The 17,748-nt window shown below is 57.5% G+C and carries 18 protein-coding genes and 1 pseudogene; 10 read left to right on the top strand and 9 right to left on the bottom strand.

Annotated features, from left to right (window positions below):
* Nucleotides 1-89: 89 nt before the first annotated feature.
* Entirely contained in the window at nt 90-944 is an 855-nt protein-coding gene (locus PR018_RS20670; RefSeq protein WP_142831158.1) for an Abi family protein, read from the bottom strand.
* A gap of 333 nt (nt 945-1,277) precedes the next feature.
* Nucleotides 1,278-1,748, bottom strand: a complete 471-nt coding sequence (locus PR018_RS20665; protein WP_142831157.1) for a VOC family protein — start codon at nt 1,746-1,748, stop codon at nt 1,278-1,280.
* 100 nt (nt 1,749-1,848) lie between these two features.
* Here PR018_RS20665 and soxR point away from each other — a divergent pair, with 100 nt between their 5' ends.
* Nucleotides 1,849-2,298, top strand: a complete 450-nt coding sequence (soxR, locus tag PR018_RS20660; RefSeq protein WP_142831156.1) for a redox-sensitive transcriptional activator SoxR — start codon at nt 1,849-1,851, stop codon at nt 2,296-2,298.
* 348 nt (nt 2,299-2,646) lie between these two features.
* Here soxR and PR018_RS20655 read toward each other — a convergent pair whose 3' ends face one another.
* From PR018_RS20655 to PR018_RS20645, 3 genes are all read right to left on the bottom strand, one after another.
* Nucleotides 2,647-3,165, bottom strand: coding sequence for a GNAT family N-acetyltransferase (locus PR018_RS20655; protein ID WP_142831155.1), 519 nt, complete (start codon nt 3,163-3,165; stop codon nt 2,647-2,649).
* A gap of 135 nt (nt 3,166-3,300) precedes the next feature.
* Nucleotides 3,301-3,867, bottom strand: a complete 567-nt coding sequence (locus tag PR018_RS20650) for a helix-turn-helix domain-containing protein (protein WP_142831154.1) — start codon at nt 3,865-3,867, stop codon at nt 3,301-3,303.
* Between the two features lie 558 nt (nt 3,868-4,425).
* The gene (locus PR018_RS20645; protein WP_142831153.1) at nt 4,426-5,796 is read right to left on the bottom strand and encodes an aminotransferase-like domain-containing protein; all 1,371 of its coding nucleotides are present in this window, start codon (nt 5,794-5,796) and stop codon (nt 4,426-4,428) included.
* 124 nt (nt 5,797-5,920) lie between these two features.
* On the opposite strand from PR018_RS20645, the gene PR018_RS20640 reads away from it, so the two are divergent.
* The 5 genes and pseudogenes from PR018_RS20640 (at nt 5,921) to PR018_RS20620 (ending at nt 9,008) form a co-directional block, all read left to right on the top strand.
* A complete protein-coding gene (locus PR018_RS20640; RefSeq protein ID WP_142831152.1) occupies nt 5,921-6,361 on the top strand; it encodes a VOC family protein in 441 nt (146 codons plus the stop codon).
* Complete coding sequence (locus PR018_RS20635; RefSeq protein ID WP_142831151.1) at nt 6,358-6,987, top strand: LysE family translocator; 630 nt, start codon at nt 6,358-6,360, stop codon at nt 6,985-6,987. The genes PR018_RS20640 and PR018_RS20635 overlap by 4 nt, the downstream gene beginning before the upstream one ends.
* A 6-nt stretch (nt 6,988-6,993) precedes the next feature.
* Entirely contained in the window at nt 6,994-7,851 is an 858-nt protein-coding gene (locus PR018_RS20630; RefSeq protein WP_142831150.1) for a PhzF family phenazine biosynthesis protein, read from the top strand.
* A 199-nt stretch (nt 7,852-8,050) separates the two neighbouring features.
* A pseudogene (locus PR018_RS20625) lies at nt 8,051-8,314 on the top strand (IS6 family transposase); the annotation flags it as partial.
* 415 nt (nt 8,315-8,729) lie between these two features.
* Complete coding sequence (locus PR018_RS20620) at nt 8,730-9,008, top strand: carboxylesterase family protein (RefSeq protein WP_142831149.1); 279 nt, start codon at nt 8,730-8,732, stop codon at nt 9,006-9,008.
* Between the two features lie 221 nt (nt 9,009-9,229).
* On the opposite strand, the gene phnF is transcribed toward PR018_RS20620, so the two are convergent.
* The gene (phnF, locus tag PR018_RS20615) at nt 9,230-9,976 is read right to left on the bottom strand and encodes a phosphonate metabolism transcriptional regulator PhnF (RefSeq protein ID WP_142831148.1); all 747 of its coding nucleotides are present in this window, start codon (nt 9,974-9,976) and stop codon (nt 9,230-9,232) included.
* A gap of 86 nt (nt 9,977-10,062) precedes the next feature.
* Here phnF and PR018_RS20610 point away from each other — a divergent pair, with 86 nt between their 5' ends.
* Nucleotides 10,063-10,782 carry an HAD family hydrolase gene (locus PR018_RS20610; RefSeq protein WP_142831147.1) on the top strand — a complete coding sequence of 240 codons (720 nt, stop codon included), beginning with the start codon at nt 10,063-10,065 and terminating at the stop codon, nt 10,780-10,782.
* Nucleotides 10,779-11,459 (top strand): pyridoxine/pyridoxamine 5'-phosphate oxidase, encoded by a 681-nt coding sequence (locus PR018_RS20605; RefSeq protein WP_244615428.1) that lies wholly within the window; start codon nt 10,779-10,781, stop codon nt 11,457-11,459. The genes PR018_RS20610 and PR018_RS20605 overlap by 4 nt, the downstream gene beginning before the upstream one ends.
* Before the next feature lie 211 nt (nt 11,460-11,670).
* Here PR018_RS20605 and lhgO read toward each other — a convergent pair whose 3' ends face one another.
* From lhgO to PR018_RS20590, 3 genes are all read right to left on the bottom strand, one after another.
* Nucleotides 11,671-12,876 (bottom strand): L-2-hydroxyglutarate oxidase, encoded by a 1,206-nt coding sequence (gene lhgO / locus PR018_RS20600; protein ID WP_142831146.1) that lies wholly within the window; start codon nt 12,874-12,876, stop codon nt 11,671-11,673.
* A gap of 246 nt (nt 12,877-13,122) precedes the next feature.
* Nucleotides 13,123-13,962, bottom strand: coding sequence for an SDR family NAD(P)-dependent oxidoreductase (locus tag PR018_RS20595; RefSeq protein WP_142831145.1), 840 nt, complete (start codon nt 13,960-13,962; stop codon nt 13,123-13,125).
* A gap of 23 nt (nt 13,963-13,985) precedes the next feature.
* Nucleotides 13,986-14,840 (bottom strand): NAD-dependent epimerase/dehydratase family protein, encoded by an 855-nt coding sequence (locus PR018_RS20590; RefSeq protein ID WP_142831144.1) that lies wholly within the window; start codon nt 14,838-14,840, stop codon nt 13,986-13,988.
* Nucleotides 14,841-14,931: 91 nt separating this feature from the next.
* On the opposite strand from PR018_RS20590, the gene PR018_RS20585 reads away from it, so the two are divergent.
* A complete protein-coding gene (locus PR018_RS20585) occupies nt 14,932-16,065 on the top strand; it encodes a BMP family lipoprotein (protein WP_244615426.1) in 1,134 nt (377 codons plus the stop codon).
* A gap of 128 nt (nt 16,066-16,193) precedes the next feature.
* Entirely contained in the window at nt 16,194-17,723 is a 1,530-nt protein-coding gene (locus PR018_RS20580) for an ABC transporter ATP-binding protein (protein WP_142831143.1), read from the top strand.
* Nucleotides 17,724-17,748: the final 25 nt, after the last annotated feature.

The raw sequence follows: 17,748 nt of genomic DNA, 5'->3' as shown, positions 1-17,748 counted from the left end.
TCTTTTTCGTGGTCGCTCTAATGGGATTTTATCTCGTGACACGAACCGCAGACCCAGTCATTGCGCTATCGAGCTGTGCAGCGGATCTGCTAATAGCCGGCTTCAGCCAGCTGCATTTCGGGGTACTGTAATATAATGCGGCGTACCCTATCGCTAATACCGGCTGGGGAGCCTCGTTTGGAGAGCATGTAATCGAGGCATTCAAGGATAGCTTTCAGCTTGTTTGGCGCCGCTGTCGGAACGCTCGCACTTCTTAATCGACTTGGCTGCTTTTGTAAGCTGCGATTGAAAAGCCGGTCATGGTGAGCGCAGATGTTACGTAAATCCACAAGGGCTTCGATCCAGCTAGTGAAAACCTGATCCGAACCCACTCCGAATTGAGCCGCAATGTTTGTTTTGATTGAACCTTCGAGGCATTGAAAAATCCGCGAAGACGCTCCGAATGTCAGAAATTCCTTCATCGTCCAGATCGGCGGCAGAACAGGGGTGCTATACGTGTCCCGATAGTGCTTCGCCCTCCGGTCCTTGGAAGCCCCATACACCTTGGCGAAGGTCTGAAGGGCATTGAGATTTGCACTCGAATCCTTGAATGCACTTGCATGGTAGTAGGGATGACTGCCGAACCCCGCGCTCAAAGCCTCTGACATGCTGTTGCGTAACAGCAGTTCGAACTGCCCGACGGTAAGAAAGCAGGCGTCACGCAACTCGGCATCGCATTCATATAGGCTGATGATGTCGTGATACTTCGTGCCGGCTATAAAGGGCTTGCCCGTGACGTTCGTCTGCCTGCGGCTCAGAAAATAAATGCGAAGACGTTCATAGCCGATGGCCTCAATTTTCCGGGCAGCGACATTCGGGCGGCTTATAACCAGCCCCTTTGCCCTCAGATGGGCAATCCTCTGCGCCGCCGTCGCGTGCGCCTTGACGTAAGGAATAAGTGCCATGAAATAAGAAGGGCCACCCTTTTGCACTTCCCGAAGGAGTCGTGTGGCAGCCCATGACGCTCCCTACATAGCCCTCTTGGGCAAAAGTTTCAAGCAATATCCACTCACCTCTTTTTGGGTAAGAGCGGATTGGTTGGCGCGCAGTCATGCTAAGATCAAGGTGGCACTCTCACAGGTTCTAGACCAGATCACAACGTCTTCGCCTTGATAGGAATCGAACCATTGCCCCTTACTCATAGAGCGCCTTTTCCAACGAAAACAACGGATCGAGGCATTTTGTGAGCAGATGTCCCCCCCAACTACGTTCATATCCTATGTTCGACTGAGCATGCATTATCCTTCGACATCGTGTAGCCGGTTCCATTTCGAGAACGTAGTTATACCGGGTATGTCCGCCCTAGCCTGTCCCGGCAAAATTGCAATATATTCGAGTGAGTGTCCGTCAGGATCATTGAAGTAAACGCTGGAGGCTGGCATCCAGGGAAACACGATGGGCTCCTGGATTTCGTCTCCTGCGCCATTTCGAGGAACAATGCCCTTTGAGCGCAAGTAGGCAGGAGCCTCCGTGACTTCATCGATCGTCGTCTGAAAAGCGATGTGCAGCTTCATTCGTAAGGGAGAGCTCTGGATGGACCAGAGACCGAGCATGGATCGTTCACGCCCGCCGATCCACAGGAACGCCACGTTTCGCTCCGGGATAGTGTGCGCCAATTCCAGACCTACGGTATTTTGGTAGAAATCAATGGAGCGACCAAGATCCGAAACGGTCAGGTGGGTTTCGTAAAGTCCTTTAATTGAGATCACGGATCAACTCCTTGTCTGTCGTACTGAACGCCGTTGCCGACGCTTGATTGATGAGCTGATACGGTTCATACGACCTCAACTATGGTTGAGGTCAAGGGCCATGACGACACAAATAGATATTCATCGGGAGCTTGCGGTGGGCGAGGTTGCCAGGCGCAGTGGCGTTGCCGTGTCCACCATCCACTTTTATGAGGCGAAAGGGCTGTTGTCGGCCTCGCGTAATTCCGGCAATCAAAGGCGCTATCCGCGAGAGGTTTTACGCCGCATTGCTATCATCAAAATCGCCCAGCAGGCCGGCATCCCGCTTGCTGAAATTCGTCATGCGTTGTTGTCGCTGCCGAATGGGCGAACGCCGAATGCGGAAGATTGGAAAAATCTGGCGGATTTGTGGAGAGCAGCGCTTCAAAAGCGGATGGACAAGCTCACGCAATTGAGAGACAACCTTGAAGGATGTATCGGGTGCGGGTGCCTATCCGTCAAGGACTGTCCTTTGCGCAACCCTGGCGACATACTCGGCGCCAGCGGCAATGGAGCGGTCCTCCTTGAATAGAGCAGCCGAGCCACTGAGCTGCAGACTTTCCGCGCTTACGATCAGCAGTTCGGCGGCGAAATGAGCTTCGTTCGGGGAGCGGCGCTGCCAATATATTCACTCCTCGCAGATGATGGCCCGTCTCGCGCCACGCTCTCGGGGCATTCCATGGTAGACCCGCAATGGAAGCGGAGGCTTATGGGCTTCCGCATAGCAATAAGCTGACGAGCCCAACGCCTGCATTCATAGCAAGCGGTATCAGGACGGTCGGAACGCTTCCGGAGATCTGCACCATCAGTATGTTTTGACCTACTATCGCGGCACCCGCTGCGACCAGCATGAAGAATACGCCGAGGTCCAACATCGCGCTCAACCTTCGTAAGGTATTTTCCTGGCATCGAGAATGATTTGCATGAACGCGAGATCAAGCCATATACCGAACTTGGTTCCAACCTCTTTAAGGTTGCCGACAGTCTCGAAGCCAAGCTTCTCGTGAAGCTTTATTGAAGAGACATTCCGCGCCTCGATCCCGGCCACCATAACATGCTTGCCAAGTTCTCTTGCGCGAATTATCAGCGCCCGCATAAGAGCTTCGCCAATACCCCTGCCGCGTTGCTCGATACCCACATAGACCGAGTGTTCAACAGTATGGCGATAGCCATCGAATGCTCTCCAATCTCCGAACGAAGCGTAGCCAAGAACTTGGCCGTCATCTTCAGCGGCAACCAAAACCGGATAGCCGAGCCGCTCCCGATCCGCCAACCATGCCGCACGATTGGAAGCGTCCACCTGCGCGTCGTTCCAGATCGCAGTGGTGTTCACGACCGCATGGTTGTAGATATCTGCAATGGCCCTAACATCCGCCGGAGCAGCGTCTCGAATTTCCATATTGCCCTCAATTCGTCTACTATGTAGTTACGTATCGCTACCATAGTAGACGATTGGCGACAAGCCAGTTAGTGCTGCTTCGAGGCAGCGAAATGCAACGTTGCTGAAACGGTGTGTGAGAATTCGGCTAGCGACCTACGAGGTAGTCAGCACAGCAACAGCGTAGGTGCAGCCCGAATCCGTCTCGTTTATAAAAACGCAGTCCGTGGGTGGGCCAAGCTCCAGGCAATCGCCTTCCATCAGCGCATGCCGAGACCCGCCCTCAACGAACACGAGCTCTCCCGAAAGAACCCAGATGAGCTGTCGAATGAAAGCATAGGCTGCGGCCGGCATCGCCACCTCCGTACCTGCCGGGAGAGTTACGTGTATGATATCGAAAGGAAAATCTGATCGCGGCGATACATGTCGGCGAATGTATCCTGTTGCCGGATCGGTCCAGAGAGGCTGCTCGGCCTTTCGGAGCATACGCCCCTGTTTAATTTCGGCACGGGCCATCAGCGTAGACATGCTCAATCCGAACGCGCCTGAGAGCTTTCCAAGAAGATTGGCCGTCGGACTGCTATTTCCGTGCTCCACCTTATAGATCATGGCGCGAGAGACCGACGCTTTCTCCGCAAGCTCTGAGAGAGACCATCCTCTGCTCTCGCGTTCAATCCGGACGCGGGCACCAATACGACGGTCGACATCATCTTCTTTGCTCATCGTATCACGATAGTAGACAAGCTGGCTGCCTACAATGGGAGTCTGTTGTGGCGACGCTCGAGTTCGCGTTTAAGCGCCCTGCTTCGGAAATTGGACGAAGGTGTCCGACGAGATTACGGGCGCGAAGAAGCGCTTGATGCGTTCCATGTCCGCTTTTTCCCGTTCAGGCATCTGGCAATCCCTTGACCCGGGCGCTGACGTTCAATTGGGTTGTTCCAAGAACATTTGCCGCGTAATGGAAGTTCAGCACCTCGGCGACAAGGACGGCTTGGCGTAACGCAAAGAGGGGAATGCCACGAGGATTATCGTCGTCTATCGACGGTATGCGCTTCTATGTTTGGCTGGAGGTCCAGCGCACCTTGCGTGCTTCTATGGCTCTCTGCCGCCCTCCAATCCAGCCTTTTCTCAAGGCGCTCAGGTGTTTTGGCATGAACGGGCTGACAAGCGCGGCTTGGGAAGGCGAAGCAGTCGTGTTTGGCGAGTCCCGAGAGAGGCCGAACGTCCTCGGCTATTCAGGTCCACCTATCCGCCGCCATCAGGCTCCAATGTCGGCGCGGATCATCCCGAGTTTTGACGACCGACGTTGATATAGTGCGCATTCTTCAATAGTCCTGAGATCCCGCTTAGGGCGAGCGTCAATTCGTCGAACGACGGCCCGCCGAGGCAAAGCCGGATGCCGGTCGTTTGATCCTCGCTTTCGACCATTAGCGATGCAGGGGGCGTAAGCTTGACTCCGATCGCGGCAGCGGCTGTGACGAGGCTATCGGCGAAATCGCGCGACGCGGGCAGCCAGGCGTGGCACGCTGCCCGATCGGTGATGAGACCGGCGGCGCCGAGAACCGAGGCGGCCAAACGCGATCTGCGCGCAGCTTCATGGACGAGATCCTTTTGAACCGATGCGATGACACCACTCGCCAGCCACTCCTCCACCAGCGCACAGGAAAGAGGTGCCGGCTGCATCGGCATGTCCCGCACGATGTCCTCTGCCGCGTCCATCATAGCGGGCGGTAGCGCCAGCACGCCGATCCGCAATCCCGGCCCAAGCGACTTCGAAAATCCATTGACGTGAAGCGTAATGTCCGGCGCTAAAGCTGCCAGCGGCGGCAGGCCGGACGCGAAGGCATAAACGCCGTCTTCGATGATCCGGGCGCCGGCACGGCAGCAAATATCGACGATCGACTGTCGTCGTGCCGATCCCATTGTCGCGGTGGAAGGATTGTGCAGCGTCGGCGTGAGATAGACTACCTTTTCGCCATCCTTTTCACTAGCGAGGGCTGTCGCAAGCGCTTCCGGGATCATGCCTTCCGCGTCGATTTCAACACCGAGGATCCGGTGTCCTTTGCGCCGGGCGAGTGCAATCGCACCGGGGTAGGTTAGCCTCTCGGTCAGGATAACCCCTTGCCGACCGCAGGCAAGATCGAAAGCCAGTGCGATAGCCTGACGGGCATTGCCTGTAAGGACCACACATGATGGGTCGGCCGGTACGCCCTGTGTTTCCAGCCAGCGTGCCATGAGACGGCGATGTTCAAGGTGCCCGGTAGGCGGCGCATAGAGATTGAGCTGGTCTGCGTCGATCCTCCTGGCGATCCCGGCCAGCGTGCGTGTCAGGAGGCGTTCGGTGAGCATGGCCGGCGGCGTGTTGGACGAAAGGTCGATCTGCCGCCCTTCGTGGGCCTGATGTATTGTCACAAAGGTGCCTCGACCCTTGACGCTCCGCGTCAGGCCGCGCCTCTCAACGATGCCATAGGCTTTGGTTACGGTGCCGAGACCGATCCCGAGTTTCCATGCGAGATCGCGATGGGCTGGCAGACGGTCGCCACCTTTCAATCGCCCTTCAATGATGTCGTCTGCAAGTGCTAGGACCAGCCGGTCAGCGGTGCTGGCTTCGATGTCCGCGAGGCGCGGTGCCCAAGGGGATTGGATGCGCATGCCGGATACCTCAAAAGTGTCATGTGACACTATTCAAATAGCGCACAAGTGTAACAATTGATAGGAGGGCAAGCTCGATCAATTAATGAGCGTACGTCCGCCAAGACGGACGCATGGAGGGCGCATGTTCAGCCATGTCACTGTCGGAACCCGGGGTCCTGAGCGAGCGGGCCGCTTTTATGATGCACTTCTCGCACCGCTCGGGTTGCGGCAACGTGACGTCAACCCCGATGACGGCCCTCTGGCACTATGCTGGGTGTCTGGGGACGCGCCACTCCCGCGCTTCTATGTGTACAGCCCGCACGACGGGCGACCGGCAACGGTTAGCAACGGCAGTATCGCCGCTTTCCTAGCGCCCACAACCGAAGCGGTGAACGCGTCATGGACCTCGGGGCTGGCGAACATCGGCACGGATGAGGGCGTACCGGGCGCCCGTACGCATTATGGCGAGGGGTATTGTGATGCCTATCTGCGCGACCCCGATGTAAACAAGACCCACATCGTCTATCGCGGCGACCTTGATCCGCGTGGGGAGCGGCGGCTACTTGGGGAGACCGTTCGATGATCGCCAGCCAGATCGGGCTCGTCTATGCCACCTATCTCCTCGCGACGGCCAGTCCGGGGCCGAGCAACATGGCGATCATGGCAACGGCGATGCGCGACGGTCGCGGTCCCGCCCTTGCACTGGCGGGCGGCGTCATCACGGGATCGCTCTTCTGGGCGATCCTCGCCGCGACGGGCATGTCCGCAGTGCTGGCGGCCTATGCGGACGCGCTTTTCGTCATCAAAATTCTGGGCGGTGTCTATCTGCTCTATCTGGCGCTTCGCGCGGGACGATCGGCCATGCGCGAGACCTCCGACGTGCTGACGACACGGACCAATGTGCCTCCTCCTCGCTATCGCCAGCTCTATCGACAAGGCATTCTCATGCACATCGGCAATCCAAAGGCGGTCCTCTCATGGATCGCGATCATGTCGCTGGGGCTTCGGAACGATACGCCCTCCGGCGTGCTGCCGACGATCATCGGCGGCTGCGCGCTGCTGGGCGTCTTCGTCTTTGGAGGCTATGCGGTGCTGTTCTCGACTGCGCCGATGATCGCCATTTACGGACGACTGCGACGGTGGATCGAAAGCGGCTTGTGCGCCTTGTTCACTGTTGCGGGTCTGAAGCTGCTCGCGTCTGGGAGGTAAAATCGAATGAGCCTTTCGTTTCAAATGGTCGACGTTTTTGGTTCGGACGCGATCTCCGGTAATCCTCTGGCTGTCATCATCGGTGCGGAGGCTCTTCCCACCGAGGAGATGCAGCGCCTCACGCGCTGGTTCAACCTGTCGGAGACGACCTTCCTGCTGCCGACTATAGATCCGGTCGCCGACTATCGCGTCAGGATATTCACGCTGGATCGGGAGATGCCGTTCGCCGGGCATCCGACACTCGGCACCTGCCACGTTTGGCTGAAGAGCGGCTGGGTGCCGAAAGGCGGATCAAATATCATCCAAGAGTGCGGGGCGGGTCTGGTCAAAATTCGGCGCGATCAGGACCGGCTCTCCTTCGCTGCTCCGCCTCTCATCCGCTCGGGCGCGCCATCCCATGGGGAGCGACTGGAAGCGCAAGAGTTCCTTGGTATCGATAGCCGTGAGATCGTCGATGCTGCCTGGATCGACAACGGTCCGGGGTGGCTCGGCATCCGGCTGGCATCGGCCGAAAAGCTTCTGTCGCTCAAGCCGGCACGGAGCTGGCCGCGGCGGATCGACATCGGCGTGATTGGCCCCCATGCTCTCGGCGGCGATGCCGCCTTCGAGGTTCGTGCCTTCTTCACCGACAATCTGGGAACGATAGTGGAAGATCCGGTTACCGGCAGTCTCAACGCCTCGCTGGCGCAGTGGCTGTTTGCGACCCGCGTGGTGGATACTGACTACATAGCCGCGCAGGGCACCTGTCTCGGTCGTAATGGGCGTGTTCATGTGGGCCGGGATGACGAGGGCCAGGTCTGGATCGGCGGCCAAACCCGCACGCATGTCGAGGGGACGTTGCTCGGTCTTTCCGGTATCGAATAGTGACGCAACCGCCTCTCGCAAAAGCACTCGACTATGTTGGAAAACATCCGTTTGCTCAAATCTGGCAGGTTTTGAGAGCTGCGATATCCTTCGCTACCGATTCAAACACAGGTTTCGAGAACAGATATCCCTGCATGGGTGTTGTCAAGTTCACCGGCTTGCAGTTGCCTACGTTTTGGGTTGGGCGTAAATTTCGGCGATGCAAACACCGGATATCAAGCGTCACCGTTTTGGGCCGCAGATCGTTTCTCACGCGGCCTGGCTTTACCTACCGTTCAACCTGAGCCTTCGTGAAGTTGAGCTAATGCTACTCGAGCGTGAGAGAGATATTTCATATGAGACGATCCGCCGTTGGATCGCCAAGTTCGGACCCCATATCGCCCACAACTTGCGGAGACGGCAGGGCCGCCCCGGCGATGTTTGGCATCTGGACGAGATTGTTGTGAAATGCGCCGGAGATCGGGCCGTAGCCGATCAGTTGCTGAACGTTTGCCAGGATCTGCTTCGTTTCTTTCTGCATCCGGACATCATCGCGATGGAACTTACCCTTGTCGCGCAGGCAGACCATTTTCCGGAGATCGTGCCAGTGCTGGAAGACGTCCGCTTCGGGCCACGAGCCGCCTTTACCCTATTCTTCGCCTTGTCCAGCCGGCAGAGGAGCACGCGATCGTAGCCAATGCGCAATTTCTGTGGGACCTTGCCATAGCGCCGCCCATGCGCGCGTCGGCACTCGGTTTGTCGCCCTGTGAGGCGACGCCGGCTACCCTCTCCATCACTGCGGAACGGATCTCGTTTTTTCTTGCCGGGGCTGGATGGTCCCACGCCCATTCCGCGCCAAGCATTGACAACAGAAACGGCGCCACTCGAAGGAGCAGCGCATGTCTGATCAGAGCCCCCACGGCAGTCTCGCCGTTGAGATCGAAAGCGGCTTCTTCGCCGGCATCGTGACGGATGGGGTGCGAAGCTGGCGCGGCATTCCCTTCGCCGCACCACCGTTAGGGCCCATGCGGTTCAGGGCACCGCAGCCAGCTGCTCCCTGGCAGGATATACGGGCGGCGAACACGGACATATCGCTGAGGAAGATACCCACGCTCGCCTTATACGACGGAGGAACGGGATCTATCGCAGACTGTTCGAGCACCAGGCGTTGGAGCTGACGAAGGGCATAGAGAGCGAAGGTCTGATCGGCTGACAAGAGTCTATTGGCAGCCTTCCCCGGAGGATGGGCTCACCTCGACAGGCGAGGTCGCCAGACGCGCCAGTGATAGCTTTTGGCTCTCAAGACAAGGCTTGCCGAGAGAAGTGGATCGGTTCGTTGAGACGATCACACCGCTATCAGGCGACCTCTCGCCTTGGAGAGGATCGAACCGTCGAGTGCTCAGGCGAAAATGTGCATTTCAACCGCACGAGCCGAAAAACAACCCGTAAAATAGGATATCGGCTCGTCCGCCGGAGCCACATCGATCGCGCTGTATGCCAAGACAGGCTGAGATTTCGAGGACCTGAGAAACTCACATTCATCGGTCGTCGGCATCCTGGCGACGACGATTGTGCTGGCTCTTTGAAAATCGTCAATGTCGAACTGCTTCAGCGCCATACTGATTGAGCCAAGCTCCTCAAAAATCTCTGCGAAACCAGCAAATCTTGTCGCACAGCAATAACGCCTCCCAATCCCGATTGGATGGCCGCTGGCATAAGCACCGATCTCCATCACAATGAGCGGCGCTCTGATCGACAACGCCAGTTGTGCTGCCACCTCTTCAGTTGCCGGTTCCAACCAGCGCCGAAGGACTATTCTTTCCGGAACGGCGCCCACGGCTTCCAGATTTTGGTCAAACCTTACCCTGGTCCCAATGGCATACGGTATCGGTGCATCGGCGACGAAGGTGCCGTTACCATGAAGGATGCGAAGAAGCCCGTCCTTCTCCAGCTCTGCCAGGGCACGCCGGGCCGTCATGCGGTTGATCGCAAACTCTTCGGCAATCTGATGACTTGAAGGCATTCTCTCGCCGGGCCTCAAGACGCCTTCTTCTATCCGTCTACGGATTTTGTGAGCCGTCTGCAGCCATAGCGGTTGCTTCTCAGATTTAGCGTTCGACATTATAAGGCCCATGCCCTTTGTCATTCCAATGTCATGTTGACGATGATAGAGGTATATACCTCTTTAGGGACAATCATACCGTTAAGAGGTCATACGTTCCAGGGCTCTCGATGTTGTCAAACCAGGTTTCAAAAAACTACCTCCTCTGGGATTTTGAGGGAACGCTTGCCGTACGTAAGGGGCGCTATACAAGCGCTTTGGAAGCTGCAGCCACTGTTGCCGATCCCACATTCACCTGTACTGCTGATATCATCAGGCCATTCCTATCAGGTGCCTTCCCCTGGCACCGTGACGAACTTGCGCATTCCTGGGCAGGAAACGCAGATGGATGGTGGAGCCCTATCCTCGCCGCCGCCGAAACGGCTCTTGTCACCCTTGGCATGGAAAAGACTTTGGCCATATCGGTCTCAATAAGATCGCGCGAGATCTATCTGGATCTTGCTGGTTGGCAGGTAGACCCAGACGCCGTCGAGGTATTGGAACACCTGTCTGCCCTCGGTTGGCACCACGCAGTTATTTTCAACTTTGCTCCCGAGCTCCCATCGCTGATGGATGGGTTGGGGCTTAGCATCCATTTCGATAAAGTCTTTTGTTCAGGGCAGATCGGCCTTGAAAAACCATCACCAGCACTTTTCCGATATGCGATTGAATCGCTGGCTCCCGGTCGGGCTCGGTGGATGATTGGCGACAACCCCGACGCGGACATTGCTGGCGGTCAAGCTGCTGGGTTGTCGACCATCCTACTTGGGCGAGACACTCACGATATCGGATTTTCCGCGACAGCCCTGTCCACAATCCCCGCAATTATCCCCAAGGAACACCGACCATGAGCAGCTCTAATCCGGGCCAGTTGTCGATGAAAGACAAGTTGCGTCAGATACCCTCCCTCAAAGGACCGCTTCCTCATATGGACGTGGAGGGGTTTCCCGACACACCGCACGCTGCTTTCACAATATGGCTTGACGATGCCTTGGCTGCTGGCATCAAAGAGCCACATGCGATGACGCTATCCACGGCAGATGAGAACGGCTGGCCGGATGCCCGAGTTATTATTTTAAAAAATGTCGACAAGCGCGGCTGGCACTTCGCAATGAAGGCCGGAAGCCCTAAGGGCAAGCAGATAGGGTCGATGCCAAAGGTCGCCTTGACATTCTATTGGCCCGACCTTGGTCGGCAGGTTCGTATACGTGGCGAGGCCGTCGCGCTTTCTGCCGAAGAATGCGCCGAGGATTTTCTGGACCGACCCGCGGGTTCGAAAGTGAGCGCGATCGCATCGAAGCAAAGCGACGGTCTGAAAGATAGGCAAGAGCTCGAGCGACGTATTGTTGACGCCCGGGCCTTCCTGGCAGCCAACCCTGACCACGTTGCACCGGGTTGGCGCGTGTATGCCGTCTCTCGCGTCGTTGTTGAGTTCTGGCAAGGAGCAACGGATCGTAACCATATCCGTCTGCAGTACGCCCTTGCTGGAGACGGGTTGACTTGGGAAATGAACCGTCTCTGGCCATAAAGGGGGAAAACGATGACGCGTTTATATAGCCTTCCGCTTGATAGGAACCGAACCGCCGACCACTCAGCCGCAAAATTTATTCTTACGAAATCAACCGGATGAAAGCGTAACGCCCATTTATGGAACCTCATGAGTTCGAGAATCGAGTTGAGATTCGGTCATCGGGACATCGACTGGCTCAACGCTAGTTGCCAGACCAAATTTATGGACCCTATTGGAATGCCCCGATCTCTTTCGCGATGTGCTCGGCAATTGCTAAGGATGATGTGGCGCCGGGCGACGGCGCGTTGCGAATATGGGTCACATATCGCGCCTTGCGGATAACGAAATCATCTACCAACCGGCCGTCGTTCTTCATAGCTTGGGCGCGGATACCTCGGGTAGCGGGCACTACCTTTACGTCTGCAAGGGACGGAACATATTTCGCCGCTTCAGCCACGAAGGTGTTCTGGCTGAGAACGGTCTTCAGTTCTCGGATGGCCACCGCCTTGTTGCGGGCCGCAAATTTCCAGAAGCCGGGAAAGGTGACAAAATCGGCGATGTCGCGCAGGTCGAAGCGGCGGCCGGAATAGTTTTCGCGGCCGAGCGAGATGAAGGCATTCGGGCCGATAGTAATCTCGCCGTCGATGCGCTTAGTGAAGTGCACCCCGAGAAAGGGAAAGCGCGGATCCGGAACCGGATAGATCAGCCCCTTTACGTGCTTTCTGAAGGCGGCGTCGACGACGTAGTAGAGGCCGAAGAACGGCACGATGCGCGGTTCGTCCCCGTCACCCGAGGCGCACGCCAGGCGATCCGACTGCAAGCCTGAGCAGGCGATGACATGGTCGTAGGGCTTGTCGTCGAGCCGCCCTTCGGCACCCTCGACATAGGCGCCGTCGCTGCTTTCGGTGATCTTGGCGACCTTCGTCCCGAGCCTGAGGCTGGCGCCCCACTCCTTGATTTCGGCGGCGATGCGCCTGGCTACCACCTCGTAGCTGACTATGGCCGTGCGCGGCGAGTGTAGCGCCCGGATGCCGACGCCGTTCGGCTCGATTTCGCGCATCCGCTCAGGCCCGATCAGGCTGACCCCAGGCACGCCATTGGCGATCGACCGCCTGTGGATCGCCTCCAGCCGCGGCAGTTCTTCGTCCTTGAGCGCCACCACAAGCTTGCCGCATTCGTCATAGGGCAGCGCGTGGGCGACACAGTAGTCGCGAATTAGTTCGGCGCCGCGGGTACAAAGCCGCGCCTTCAGGCTGCCCGGCTCGTAATAGAGGCCAGCATGCACGACGCCAGAATTGTGGCTCGACTGGTGCTGGGCAACATTCGCCTCCTTTTCGAAGACGGTGACGGCAATGCCCGAATGATCCAGCATAACCTGTCGGGCCACGGCAAGGCCGTTGATGCCCGCTCCGATCACTGCAATTCGCCTGGACATGGTCTTTTCCGGTACCTCTTCTGGTGGTGGTTCGAAAAACATGCGTTGCCTGCCCCATCGAAAAGATGCAGCCAAGCCCAGAGTTACGTGTTCGATGAACAGCTCATCCGCCTTATCTACGGAACAGCGCAGGCGCGGCTAACGCTCTGTTTCACCGCAATTCATAGCGGAATTCAGAGTTAAATTCTCCGAGCTCTTTTCACCACCTACTTTGAGCTAATGGCCCCAGCAGCGTTATCGATCAATCTACTCATCCATCGACCTGATCCGCTTTGGATACACGCCCTTTGTCGGCGCATTTGAGAAGCTTTGCAGCGTCTGTCCACCATCCACCAGCCACGCCGCGCCACTGACGTGGCGCGCCCCATCCGAGGCCAAGAACAGAACGATTTCTGCCACGTCTTCCGGCTGACCGATCCGCCGGAGCGGAATCCGCTCAGCGAAATGCTCGACCGCCGATTTAATGTCTTCATCCCCTCGCATGCCGGGCACACCGAGCGTCGTCTCAATCACACCGGGGCATACCGCGTTCACTCGTATACCATAGCGCGCCAGATCCAGGGCGGCGACTTTGGTCAGGCCGACGACGGCGCTCTTGGTGGCGGCATAGCCAGCGCCTCCAGAAAGGACGTCCCATCCGGCCATTGATGATCCCATGTTCACGATCTTGCCGGCAATCTGCAGTTTTACCATCGCCGCTGCCGCAAACTTCAACACAAGAAACATGCTACGAAGATTGGCGTTGACAATGGCGTCCCAGTCCGACGCCTCGAGCAGATGTACCGGCGCGACGATGCCCGAAATGCCCGCATTGTTGAAGACGACGTCGATACGACCGAATGTCCTGAGAGCGAGATCGACCGCTCCCTTCGCCGCGGTCTCGTCGGACAAGTTGCCAGCAACAATTGCCAGTCGGTCCCCGACCCCGAACATTGACGCCTTACTTTCCAATGTCTGCCCGTCGATATCTGCCAGCACGACGTTCGCGCCGCGCTCGAGAAACATCCTGGCGGCCGTACTGCCTATGACCCCGCCACCGCCGGTGACAAGCACTGTCTTGCCTGCAAAATCCTGTACGAATGTCATTTCGATGCACGCCTCTTCTTGATTCAGATCTCGTGTGCAACCAGCGGGTCAGGGTAAGAACGCCAGGAATAACGTGGCTGAAACCCCAGAAGATCCTTCGCCAACGCATTCGACAGGAGGCTACCGTGATCATCTAGATATTCCCGCAGTTCCAAATCCGGATAGTGCGTCTCGAGCAGTTGATGTGACGGCGTTTCACTATAGGTATCGTCGGCCGAAATGAAGATGCGTTCATGACCTGTCGCCTCTGCTCTGGCAGCCCGGACGAAAGCCTCTGCGGCATCCCTTGCGTCGATATAGGCCCAAAGATCCAGAGGCGCATCAGAGCTCTGGCGGCGCGGCCCGACATCCCGGAAGAAACTCTCCGGTGTTTGTATCCAGGGCATCCGGATGCTCATTGCCGTCCCGCCGGTGCGTCTGACCCAGGCTTCAACCATCTCCTCACCCAGCCATTTTGTCACGGCATAGATGTCCTGCGGCTGGGCTCTGTGGGACTGGTCGATTGGCAGAAAATCGAGCTGCACCGGAGCCGGCGCAAACGGCAGGCCGATGATGCTAAAGGATGAGGCAAACAACAGTTTCTTTATGCCGGCCGTTTCCATGGCGGTCAGCACGTTGAACATCAGGGCCATGTTCGTTCTGAAGACATCATCTGTCGCGTAGCCTACGGGGCGCGGTATCGATGCGATATGCGCCACGCAATCAACGTCCCTGATCAGTGCCGTCGCTGTAGGAAGGTCGCAAAGGTTGGCCCCGACTATATCGCCGCTTTCGTTGCCGACGATGTCCATGGCCGTAACGGCAAAGCCGGCGGCACGATAAGCCTCCACCACATGGCGGCCAAGCAGTCCAGCAGCCCCCGTCACCAAGATATGCATCCCTGCATTTACCTCCGCCGACCCCGCGTCGCAGAGCAAGTTAAGCTAAAAATCCGTCCGTAGTCCAACAATATTTCTGATTGCACCCTGCTTGACAAACGTTGAATTTGCGGCTCAGTTTAGTTCGTCCACGAACTATATAGATCGACCTGCGCTGACTGGGATGCGCTTGAAACGGCGGTTCGGGCTAACAAACAACAACAGAGTGGGAACGATCATGATTTCGATTTTCAGGAAAGTGCTTGCCAGTTCGGCGATGATCGCCACTCTGGCCTTCGGAGCAACGGCTGCGGATGCCGCTCAGCTCAAGGTCGCGGCGATTTCGGGATATTTCTCGCAGGGCTTCGGCATTTCGATCGTCAATGGCTTAGACAAGGCCAAGAAGGATCTCGGCATCGAGCTGAAGATCGTTGACACCGGTAATCGCGCGCTCGACTATGAGGAGCAATTCAACAACCTGGCCAAGGATGGCAATTACGATGTCATCTTCGTCATGGGCTGGGAATTGGTCGACGCGCTCCAGAAGTCGCATGCCGCCTACCCAAAGCAACGCTTTGTCTTCATTGATGGCGTGCTCGATAGCCCGACGATGACCTATGTCAAATTTTCAGAGGAAGAGGGTTCATACCTCGCGGGCGGCCTTGCGGGCATGTTGACAGCGGAAAAAGTTGACGGCTTCGCCGACTCTTCGCAAGTCGGCTTCATCGGCGGCCGCGACATCCCCGTCATTCATAACTTTCTTATGGGTATGGAGCAGGGCGTCGCCAAAGCTTCCAAGGACGTGAAGGTCAACAGTGTGTTTGCTGGCACCTTCGACGATCCGGCCAAGGGCAGCGAAGTGGCGATGGCTATGTACGGTCAGGACATCGATATAATCTACCAGGCAGCGGGGCCGACTGGTGAGGGTGTTCTTCAAGCCGCCAAGGCCGCCAACAAATACGCGATCGGCGTTGACATCGACCAATGCGCCACCGCACCGGGCAACATCTTGGCATCCATGATGAAACGTGGCGACATCGCAGTCTACAACATGATCAAAGGCCAGGTCAGTGGCGACGATCCTATTAAGGACGGCTCCGTACTCTACGGCATCAAGTCAGGCGGCGTCGAGCTGAAGGTTTGTGATCAGGTCAAGGACAAGATCCCGACCGATGTCATGACCAAGCTTGAAGCTATGCGCAAGGGCGTCGCCGACGGCACGATCTCCGTGGCTCTAAACAAGTAGAGCAAAGCCCAGGGTCTGATCGGGTCTCCAGTTCGGAATCTTGGTCCAACTTGGCGCGGCGATTCTATTCGCGCCAAGTCCCTCCTTTTTGATTTAGGTCAATGGCCGTTGAAAACGATGAGAGCTTGATGGCTTACGCGATCGAAATGTCCGGCGTCACAAAACGCTTCGGCCCGCAGACGGCCAACAGCGACGTCAATCTCGCGGTTCGCAAGGGCGAGATCCATGCGCTGGTCGGGGAGAACGGTGCTGGAAAGACGACGTTGATGAATGTCCTCTTCGGCCTCTACCAGCCAGACGCAGGGGTTCTGAGCATTGATGGTGAACCGGTGGTGATGGATTCGCCGCGCAAGGCGATCGCGCTCGGTCTCGGCATGGTGCACCAGCACTTCAAGCTGGTGCCGTCGCTGACCGTTGCCGAAAACATTTTTCTCGGCATGGAAATCACCAAAGGCGGTCTCATCGATCGCAAAGCGCAGAGCGCACGGGTCCGCGAACTGTCGACAGCCTTCGGCCTTCAGGTCGATCCGGATCGTCGCGTTGCAGAGCTCTCGGTTGGTATCGAGCAAAGGGTCGAGATACTCAAAGTGCTCGCCCGCGGTGCGAAGATTGTCATTTTGGACGAACCCACAGCCGTACTGACGCCGCAGGAAAGCCGGGACCTATTCCGAATCCTGCGATCCTTTACGGAAAAAGGCATGACGGTGATCTTCATCTCGCATCACCTGTCGGAAGTGATGGAGGTCTCCGACACGATCACGGTGCTTCGCGACGGCCGCGTGGTCGGCACCAGGCCGACCAGCGAAGTCTCGGAAGACGAGCTCGTCCGGATGATGGTCGGCCGGGCCGTCAATTTCGATCGCCGGCCGCGAGGCGCGGTGACGGGAGAGCCGGTGCTTGATCTGCGCGAGGTCTGTGCCCGCGACGATCGCGGCCTGCCGACGCTGAGCGACATCAATTTCAAGGTCAGGGCCGGCGAGATCATCGGCATCGTTGGCGTCGATGGCAATGGCCAGACCGAACTGGCGGAAGTGATTTCAGGCCTACGCCAACCGAGCCACGGCGTCATCCAACTATGCCAGACGCCCGTGCAGGGGCAGGATCCGCTAACCGTTCGCATCGCCGGGCTCTCGCATGTGCCAGGTAACAGATTGGTGCGCGGCGTTGATGCCTCGGCTTCCATCGCGTCGAACATCCTGATGGGACGGCAGCACTCAGCGCCGTTTGCCAAGTGCGGCTTCATTCGCTGGACGCATGTCAAGCAGCAAGCCGAACGGCTGATCAAGCAGTTTGACATCCGTGCGACCGGCCATCGAGCCGCGGTCAGGACGCTATCCGGCGGCAATATGCAAAAGGTCGTGTTGGCCCGTGAATTCTCCCGTGGAGCACCCTTCCTGCTCATTGATCAGCCGACACGCGGCGTGGACATCGGTGCCATGGAAGGAATCCACGACGAGATCATCCGGCAACGGCAAATCGGCGCCGCAATACTGCTGATCTCCGTGCAGCTGGACGAAGTTCTCAAGCTGGCCGATCGTATCCTGGTGATGTTTGCCGGGCGTATCGTCGGAGAAGTCGATCCGGACAACACGACCGAGGACGAGATCGGATTCCTGATGGCCGGACGCCAGGCCGGTGAAATGAAGGTGGCCTCATGACCGCGAGCCGCGACGACGCACAAAC

It is taken from the genome of Rhizobium rhododendri (assembly GCF_007000325.2).
GTDB lineage: Bacteria > Pseudomonadota > Alphaproteobacteria > Rhizobiales > Rhizobiaceae > Rhizobium > Rhizobium rhododendri.
The sequence above is the reverse complement of the archived record's forward strand: the minus strand, read 5'-3'. Positions and strand labels throughout refer to the sequence as shown.